The organism is Rhodopirellula sp. J20-39 (assembly GCF_057365095.1).
Map to the genome: position 1 here is coordinate 3,154,926 of NZ_CP195123.1, position 8,568 is coordinate 3,163,493.

General features: G+C 54.9%; 5 protein-coding genes. 3 read left to right on the forward strand and 2 right to left on the reverse strand.

Annotated elements, in window-relative coordinates; genetic code table 11:
* Positions 1 to 102 precede the first annotated feature (102 nt).
* Entirely contained in the window at positions 103 to 1,263 is a 1,161-nt protein-coding gene (locus ACR3ZL_RS11575; protein ID WP_473652999.1) for a DUF1570 domain-containing protein, read from the forward strand.
* A 7-nt stretch (positions 1,264 to 1,270) separates the two neighbouring features.
* On the opposite strand, the gene ACR3ZL_RS11580 is transcribed toward ACR3ZL_RS11575, so the two are convergent.
* Complete coding sequence (locus ACR3ZL_RS11580) at positions 1,271 to 1,702, reverse strand: hypothetical protein (protein WP_473652998.1); 432 nt, start codon at positions 1,700 to 1,702, stop codon at positions 1,271 to 1,273.
* Between the two features lie 482 nt (positions 1,703 to 2,184).
* Between ACR3ZL_RS11580 and ACR3ZL_RS11585 the strand changes: the two genes are divergently transcribed.
* Complete coding sequence (locus tag ACR3ZL_RS11585) at positions 2,185 to 4,662, forward strand: c-type cytochrome (RefSeq protein ID WP_473652997.1); 2,478 nt, start codon at positions 2,185 to 2,187, stop codon at positions 4,660 to 4,662.
* Between the two features lie 285 nt (positions 4,663 to 4,947).
* Here ACR3ZL_RS11585 and ACR3ZL_RS11590 read toward each other — a convergent pair whose 3' ends face one another.
* Complete coding sequence (locus tag ACR3ZL_RS11590; protein ID WP_486173468.1) at positions 4,948 to 6,471, reverse strand: sulfatase family protein; 1,524 nt, start codon at positions 6,469 to 6,471, stop codon at positions 4,948 to 4,950.
* Between ACR3ZL_RS11590 and ACR3ZL_RS11595 the strand changes: the two genes are divergently transcribed.
* On the forward strand, positions 6,470 to 8,428 hold the full coding sequence (locus ACR3ZL_RS11595) for a leucine-rich repeat domain-containing protein (RefSeq protein WP_473652995.1): 1,959 nt from the start codon (positions 6,470 to 6,472) through the stop codon (positions 8,426 to 8,428). The two genes, ACR3ZL_RS11590 and ACR3ZL_RS11595, sit on opposite strands and share 2 nt — an antisense overlap.
* Positions 8,429 to 8,568 lie beyond the last annotated feature (140 nt).

Genomic DNA, 8,568 nt, shown 5'->3' on the forward strand with positions numbered 1-8,568 from the left:
TGGTTCCATGAAAAACGGCGGGCGGCTTCGTGCTCAATTCTAACCTAACGTTGAAGTGACTGCGTCGGTGTCGGGGGGCATTGTGACGGTCAAACGCATCTGTTGAAAACGCTTCTCTTTGACTCCAAAGCCCCCGCCATGTATCCGACCAAGCTGCATCGACGGCACTCGGCCTTGACTCGGCACTTCTACCTTTTCGCGTTGTTCGCTTGCTGTTGCACACCGTTGTGTGCGAATGGATTGCAACCGTTTCGCGGTCCGCAACCGGTCCGCTTTTTGGTCGGAACGCACTGGCAAACTGGGTTGCACTTGATCGACTCATCAACGGAATCGTTGGTGATGGCTCGCGATGGATGGCTGCATACCGTCGCGGCTGAATCCCGGCAAAGCAACATGCGGCCAACCCGAGAGCGGTTTGAGCCAGCTTCCGCAATGCAAATGCGGAATCAATTGAAAGCCGAATTCGGAAATGATTTTGACGTCGTTGCAACCCAAAACTTCTTGGTCGTGCAGCCTCGAGGTCGCGGTGATCGTTGGCCCGAAATGTTTGAGGACTGCCATCGTTCGTTTGTGGACTTCATGACCAAGCGTGGTGTGCAGGTACGCCATGGTCGCTTTCCCATGGTAGCGGTCGTGCTGCCGGACGCGCGAGCGATGTATGCCGAGCTTGATCGATTGAAGATTGATGTTTCGCGAGTTGCAGGCATCTATGCCAACCGATGCAACCGAGTGATGACGCATGACGGCGGACGATTGTCATCGATCGCGGCGACGGTCCGGCATGAGGCGGCTCACCAATCGGCGTTTAATACCGGAGTCCACAGCCGGGTCAACGACACGCCAAGTTGGATTACCGAGGGCGTTGGTCAGATGTTTGAGCCAGCGGCGATTGGTTCCGCCGGGGCGAGCCAGCGAATCGGCGAGCGGGTTAACCAGGAATCCATCACGCACATTCGCAAGACACTCAACCTGCGAAACTCCAAGGACTTGTCCGGTTGGGTAGAACGCTTGGTTGACGGCGACGAGGCGTTTCGCAATCCGGTTGACATTCACACCGCGTATTCAGTCGCTTGGGCGATGATGTTCTATCTATCCGAACGCGATCACGAAGGCTTTGCGGATATCTTGAACTTCACTGCAACGCGACCACCGTTCGAAAGTTATCGACGCGGTCAACGTCGGATCGATTTTGAACGCATCATGGGAACGGATACGCTGACGTTTGCAAATCGTTTGAATCGATACCTGAACGACCTGCCCTAGCGGATTGCTAGTTGTTGCTGAAGTGCAACTTCATCATGCGATCGACGCTCAGTGGATTGCGAGCGTATTTGGCAAAGCACTCTGGGCATAGGTCGAAGCTGCTTTCGATCGATCCGGATTCATCTTCGTCCAATGCATCGCTGAGTGATACATCACTGGTGATGGCGGTCGTGTCGTGATCAGGAATCGATGCGAGTTCGTCGCCACGGCATAGCAGATCGTTAAGGTACTCGAGAGATTCCGTTGTCTCTTCGAGCATCTCGCTTTCAAGTGTGTCGTTCAAGTCGGCGAGGTGATCGATTGCTTCATCGTCGACAACTTGAATGCAATCCGCCTCGGTATCCTCGGCGACCACTTCGACATCGATGTGAACGACGTAGCGACGTTCCAGTTCAGGGTTCATGGTGCGCTGACAACGATCGCAAATATAGTGGATCATCGATGGGATCTCTTATGAACGTACTGTGGGAAAAGATCACGAAAGCGAGGATGAGTGAATCCATTCGTAAGAATGTTGCTTTGTGCTGCTACCATCGTAGTTCTCTCGTGCGCCCGCTCGCAAGTGTTTTTCCTACTTCGTGTAGTCGGTCAATGAAATTTGTTGAAGCTCGCCAGCAAGCTCACAAACGTGCATAGGTTCATTTGAGTTTGGTAGCATAGGCGAATGAGGTCCAGCAACGGTTGGCGATCTGCCCACGCCTTAGCTACAATGCTGGACCTTCCCTTCCACCCATCCTGGTAGGCGTCCATTAACGATGTCATCGGATGAGTCCTCCCCCCTTCGCTTGCTGCGGATATCTGTCAATGGTTTTATTGGTTCGGTTTAGAAGGTTGCTGCCCTACTTGGTTAGACAGTTAGGCATTCAGGGGCCCAGATCGGCCTCCGTTGCTGTTTTTGCCTTGCTTTTGAGCGTGTCCGCAGTGTCACAGAACGCGGACGGCGCGGGTTTGGGAGTCACGGCACCCGACAAGGTGCGTGTCCCAGAAGGCTTCCAAGTTGAATTGGTCCACGAGGTCGCGGCCGGTGAAGAAGGATCTTGGGTAAGTTTGACAACTGACCCGAAGGGCCGATTGATCGCTTGTGATCAGTATGGCGGATTGTTTCGCATTGACGTTTCAGGCAAGTCCGCCAAGGTCGAAAAACTGGCCAGTGAACTGAATGGAGCCCAGGGATTGCTGTGTGCGTTCGGCTCGCTGTATGCCAACGTAAACGGGAACGAATTCCCAGCCGGTGTGTGGCGACTGACAGATACCAATGGCGACGATCAGTACGACAAGAAGGAGCACCTGATTCCGTTGAACAGTGGTGGCGAACACGGTCCGCACGGGCTGATTTTGACCCCCGATGGCAAACGGATCGTGGCGGTTTCTGGAAACAACACGCACTTGCCGAAAGTGATCGACAAACATCGCGTTCCTCAAAACTGGTCCGAAGATCACTTGTTGGGGCGTATGCCCGACGCTCGAGGACACAACGCGAACCGACTGGCGCCCGGCGGATTCATCTTGTCGTTCAATCCCGACGGTAGTGAACGAGAATTGATCTCAACCGGATTCCGAAACCCTTACGATATCGCATTCAATCATGACGGCGAGCTAATGACCTACGACGCCGACATGGAATGGGACGTCGGCACGCCTTGGTATCGTCCGACTCGCGTGAACCACGTGATCAGTGGTTCTGAGTTTGGTTGGCGAAACGGTACAGGCAAATGGCCTGCCTACTATCCCGATTCATTCGGTGCCGCCGTGGACATTGGTGCCGGTTCGCCGACCGGAATCTGTTTTGGATACGGAGCCAAGTTTCCTGCGAAGTACGAAAACGCTTTGTTTATCGCAGATTGGAGCTACGGGAACATTCACGCGGTTCACTTGACGGAGGAAGGTTCGTCGTACGGCGGAACTTACGAAACTTTCGCAACAGCGGCACCTTTGCCGGTCACCGATATGGTGGTCCATCCGGATGGTTGTTTGTATTTTGCGATTGGAGGCCGTCGCACCCAAAGTGCTCTGTACCGTGTCCGCTACGTTGGCAACGGGTCGGATACGGATGCCGAGTCGGCTGAGGTGGCCAGCAAGGAACACCAGCAGCGTTGCGAATCGTTGCGAGAGGTTCGCCATCAAATCGAAGCGTTGCATGTGGACGATGCGTCCTTGCCGATGACCGCCGACGAAGCAGTTGAACTGGCGTTAAAACACCTCAACCACGATGACCAGGCAATTCGTTTTGCGGCCCGCGTGGCACTGGAACACCGTGATGTTGAGTTGTGGAAGGATAGCGTGTTGGCGTTGGAATCGACGCGAGGACGGACACTTGGTTTGATCGCTTTGGCTCGTTGTGGCAAAGCGGACAGCCAACCGGCAGCGATGGATGCGTTGCTTGAAATGGATTTCCGGTCGATGGACCCGGACCAGAAGATCGCTGTGCTGCGTGCGGCTGGTTTGATCGTGATGCGGTTGGGTGATTTCACCGAACAACAACGTCAGCGGATGATTCAGAAGTTGGACGGCGTCTTTCCAACCAACGTGGATCAAGTCGATCGCGAATTGGCGATGATGTTGGTGCGATTGAACGCACCGGGGTCAACCGAAGCCGTATTGGCCAAGCAATTTGATTCGCCTAGCCAAGAGTCGCAAATTCACTATGCGATCACGCTTCGAAACGCGACGGAAGGTTGGACCGATGACCTGCGTCGAAAGTATTTAAGTTGGTTCAACGAAATGGCGACCGCTCGCGGCGGAATGTCCTTTGGTGGATTCCTGAACAACATCAAGGCCGAAATGGTCAAGGGTTTGACGGACGAACAGCGAGCGACGCTTGCTGACGCGATTGAGCCACCCAAGTCGAGCGATAATGAATCGCCGGCTAAGAAGCGACCGTTCGTCAAACAGTACACCGTTGACGAGTTGGTCGCCGCCGTGGAGGCCTCGTCCCATCAGCCAGACTTTGCCAACGGAAAAACCTTGTTTGCTGACGCGCAGTGTTACAAGTGTCACCGAATGGGATTGCAGGGCGGGATTCTTGGTCCCGATTTGACCAGTGCCGGAGGCAAGTTCAACATCAAGGACATGCTGGTCTCGATCGTTGACCCGAGCAAGGTGATCAGCGATCAGTATGGCGCGACTCAGTTCTTGACCGTCGATGGCGAAGTCGTTTCGGGCCGGATCATCAATATGGCTGGCGACCAGGTTAGCGTGATGACCAACATGTTGGACCCGTCGCAGCTAACCAAACTGAAACGTGATGACATCGAAGAATCGATGGACGCCCGTGTCAGCATGATGCCTACGGGATTGTTGGACACGCTGACTGTTGAGGAGATCGTGGACTTGGTCGCTTACCTGCGAGCGGGCGGCAAGGCGGATCACTCTGTGTATGACAGTAACGGCGAACGCTAGACCGAACGCGGGTCGGCTGTGAAAAGCTGGCTGTCCGTCAATCGAACCCCCGAGTCGAATGTTCACCGTTCGACTCGGGGGATTCGGCTTGCTAGCGTTCGATCACGAACCGAACACGAACCGAACACGTCGCCGGTGCTAGCGGTTATCGGTATCTACTTAGCAACGAGCGAAGAATAAGTGTCGGATTGAAATTGTGGCATAGGCTGCCAGCCTGTGTTCCACGCAATCATAGGCTGGAAGCCTGTGCCACTTGTTTCCGCTCAGTCCTTACTTGGATGGTGACTATTCGTAGTCCCACTTCATGATCCAAGGGTCTTGGTACTTCTTCTGGGCCGCTTTCAGCTTTGCTTGATAGAGTTCCAGAATGTCGGCGTGGCCGGGACTGGTGGCCAAGTTGGTTGACTCGTAAGGATCGGCTGCAATGTCGAACAACTCGAACTCGGGACGTTGGACGTAGTCGCCAACGGTCATTTGACCGTACGGAGCGTCGTTCCCCTTGGCGAGTTGAGCTTGCCAACTGCTGGCGGCCCATAGGTCACTGGCGAAGGGATACGGAAGCGGATGGGCGATGTTCCAAATCAGTTTGTACTTGCTGTCCCGGACGGCTCGCATGGGGTAATACATCTGGATCTCGTGGAAGGTATGAGACGCAAAAATCTGGTCGTGGTGTGATTGATCTGGATTGGCGAGAACGGGAATCCAGCTTTTGCCATGGTAGGTGTCGAAGGGGTGGTTTCCGTTGCTGTTGTCCATGTTTGAGATCTGTTGTTCCTGGCGAAATTGCTTCAGGTCGATCAACTTCTTTGGGCGATTGTTTTCGCGATCCAGGCCACCAGCGAAGTCAAGAATGGTAGGCGTGATGTCGATGTGGCTGATCATGGCATCGGTTTCGACGCCGCGTTTCTCTTGATAGGGATCGCGAACCACCATGGGGACTCGCAAGCCGCCTTCGTAAACCGTGGTCTTGCCACCGGCAAACGCCATCCCGTGATCGCTGGTGAACAGGATCATTGTTTTGTCGTACAGGTCGGCGTCCTTTAGGATTTTGACCAAACGGGCGACTCCTTGATCCACTCGGCTGCACGATTGGTAGTACTGGGCCAGTTCGCTGCGTGTTTCAGGAGTGTCGGGCAAGAAAGATGGCACTGTGACTTTGGCTGGATCGTAGAAAACTTCTTCCACGCCATCGTGTTGGCCGCGTTTCTTTTTGTTTCCAAAGAGGTTGGGTTTGCGATCCAAAGAGGAAGTTTGGTCGTTGCCACCACCGCGGTGCGGATCCGAAGTCGCAAAGTACAGGAAAAACGGGCGATCGTCAGTTTCGCTGGTGATGAAATCTTGGACTTGGTCCGCCATAGAGACGGCGTTTCGTCCGTTGGAGCCCTTGATGTAAGTTTCGAAGTGATACACTGACTCGGGTGCCACGTGGTACTTGCCGATGTGACCGGTGCGGTATCCCGACCGTGACATCACTCGAGGTAACGCGAGTTGTGCCACATCACTAAAGGAATTGAATTTATGATAGTGGTGCTGGTGACCGAATTGGCCGTTGCGGTGGTTGTGCAGTCCGCTCATTACGACACTGCGGCTAGCGCTGCACGAGGCCGTGGTGGCGAAGGCGTTGCGGAACAACACTCCGTCGGCGGCAATCGCATCGATCGCCGGTGTAACCGCACCGGCGTCGCCGTAGCAGCCTAACGTTGGGCTTTCATCGTCGGTGATGAACAGGATAACGTTCCGTTCGGCGGCCGATGTGATCGACGCAACGGTGACAAGAGACAACAAACAGAATGCAAAGAACTTCATCATGAGGAAGATTATCCAAACGCTGCGGGAAGAAGAGGTGGCGAGTCGTTGCCGAACTTCGCGACCGGTGGGGTGGGGCATTTTAGCACAAAGCGTTCGGCCGCGACTGTGTCAGTCAGGGGTGGCTGTCGTTGGTGCTTTGTGCTGGATCGTCGTTGCATCGGCGGCGGATCGGACAACGTGTTACTTGCCGGTCTCAATCCGGTCGAATCCATCGGAAGCGGTGGCGGTGGAGTCGATTGCTGGTGATGAGTCGAACGCCAATGGCGGGACGACTGGCGAGACGGGTGTGGTATCACCGGCGACTGCATTGGGGATCACCAAAACATCGCAACGCGGCGATTTGGATTGGTGGCGATACTTGCAAGTTTGGAAGGACGTAGTGGCGGGCGAGTCCGCACCGCGGCGGTTCCTGGGATTGCCCTTGGAAGAAGAGGTCCAGATTGCGGTCCGTCGAGGTCGTTCGTCGCCGCGATTCCTGCGATGGAAGAGTGGCAGTTTTGTTGTGGTCCAAACGCCGCACTTTGAAATCCTATCACGTTGTGACGATGCGACTTCGCGGCGTGTCGCTCGGGACGTGGAACGGTTGTACTGGGTTTGGACTCAAATGTATTTTCCGTTGTGGTCTGGACGTGACTCGACCGCGATTGCACTGGAAGGTTGGGACCCTGATGCAACAGGTGTCGCCGAGTACTTGAGCCGGAATGCGACCGCTCGCTTAACCTCGTCGGCGCGGCATCGAGTTGTCTTGTTGCCTGACGCAGCGACCTATCAACAGACGGTGTCGAGTCCATCGGTAACGGCTGCCGCGGCAGCGAATGTGGCTCAATCGGAAGGGTTTTATAGCGACACGCTGCGGACTTCATTCTTTTACCCGCAGGGCGGTTCGGCCAGTCTGGCTCACGAAGTCACGCATCAATTATTTGAAGAAGCAAGCGACCGTCCTCGTCGTGCACGAGCCAGTTCGGATACCAATGATTTTTGGTTGGTCGAAGGGATTGCAGGGCATTTCGAGTCAATCAACATTGCCGAAAAGCACGCGAGTGTTGGTGGCTGGGATTCGGCGCGGTTGCAATACGCCCGTTATCAAACGCTGATTGCACGGCAACCCGTTGCGACGATTGACGATTTGCGTGGACAGCGTGATGCCGTGCAGCGTCAAGGGAATTTGGCGGCATGGTATAGCCAAGCCATCTTGCGTGTTCATTTCGAAATGGACTCGGGTTCGAGCACAAAGCGTGCTCGGCTGATCCAACGGTTGGGCGAAATCTATAGCGTGAACTTGTCGGCGTTCGCGTCGTTAAATGCCTCAGCCGACAATACTTCAGCCGATGATGCTTCAGCCGATGATGACTCGGCCGATGATGACTCGGCCGATGATGACTCAGTCGCCGGGCAACCGGCCGATGCGAACGGACAAGAGACGGACCGGATCGATCGCTATTTGTTGGTCAATGACGAGACGATCGCTCGTAACCCAGTCCGAAAGGATGCCACGTCGTTGTGTTTGGCTGGTTGCAATGTGTCGCGACAAGGCTGGCAAACGATTGGATTGCTTCCGCGTTTGACATGGTTCGATGGATCTCGAACACCGATCGGGGACGACGATGTAGCCCGGATACTGGGGGATGCTAGCGATGTGGAACAGTTGAGTTTAGAGGCGACCGCGATCTCACCGGCGGTGGGGAAAGTCCTCTCGAACCAGAGTGAATTGCGAGAGCTGGACTTGAGTTGGACTCAGGTGGATGATTCCACCATCGGTGTTCTGAGTCGCTGTCCCAAACTAGAGACGTTGTGGTTGACTGGATGTCCGATCACTGACGAATCGGTGGGGACGCTGATGCAGTTGTCTCGCCTGAAAACCATTGACCTGCAGCGTACCCAGGTGACTCCCGAAGCTCGCCAGCGATTGCGAAGTACGATTCCGGGTTTGGAATTGGATCCGTTGCAATTGCAGTAGCGTCTCTGGTGAACGCCAAGTGCGCACTTCTCCGTTCAGCACGTTCGCGTATGGGTGATTCCAGGGATTCGAACGCCTCGACGCCTCCGCTTCGGATCGTGCAAGCGGAGGCATGCTATCGAGATGAAACGGGTTTAGGA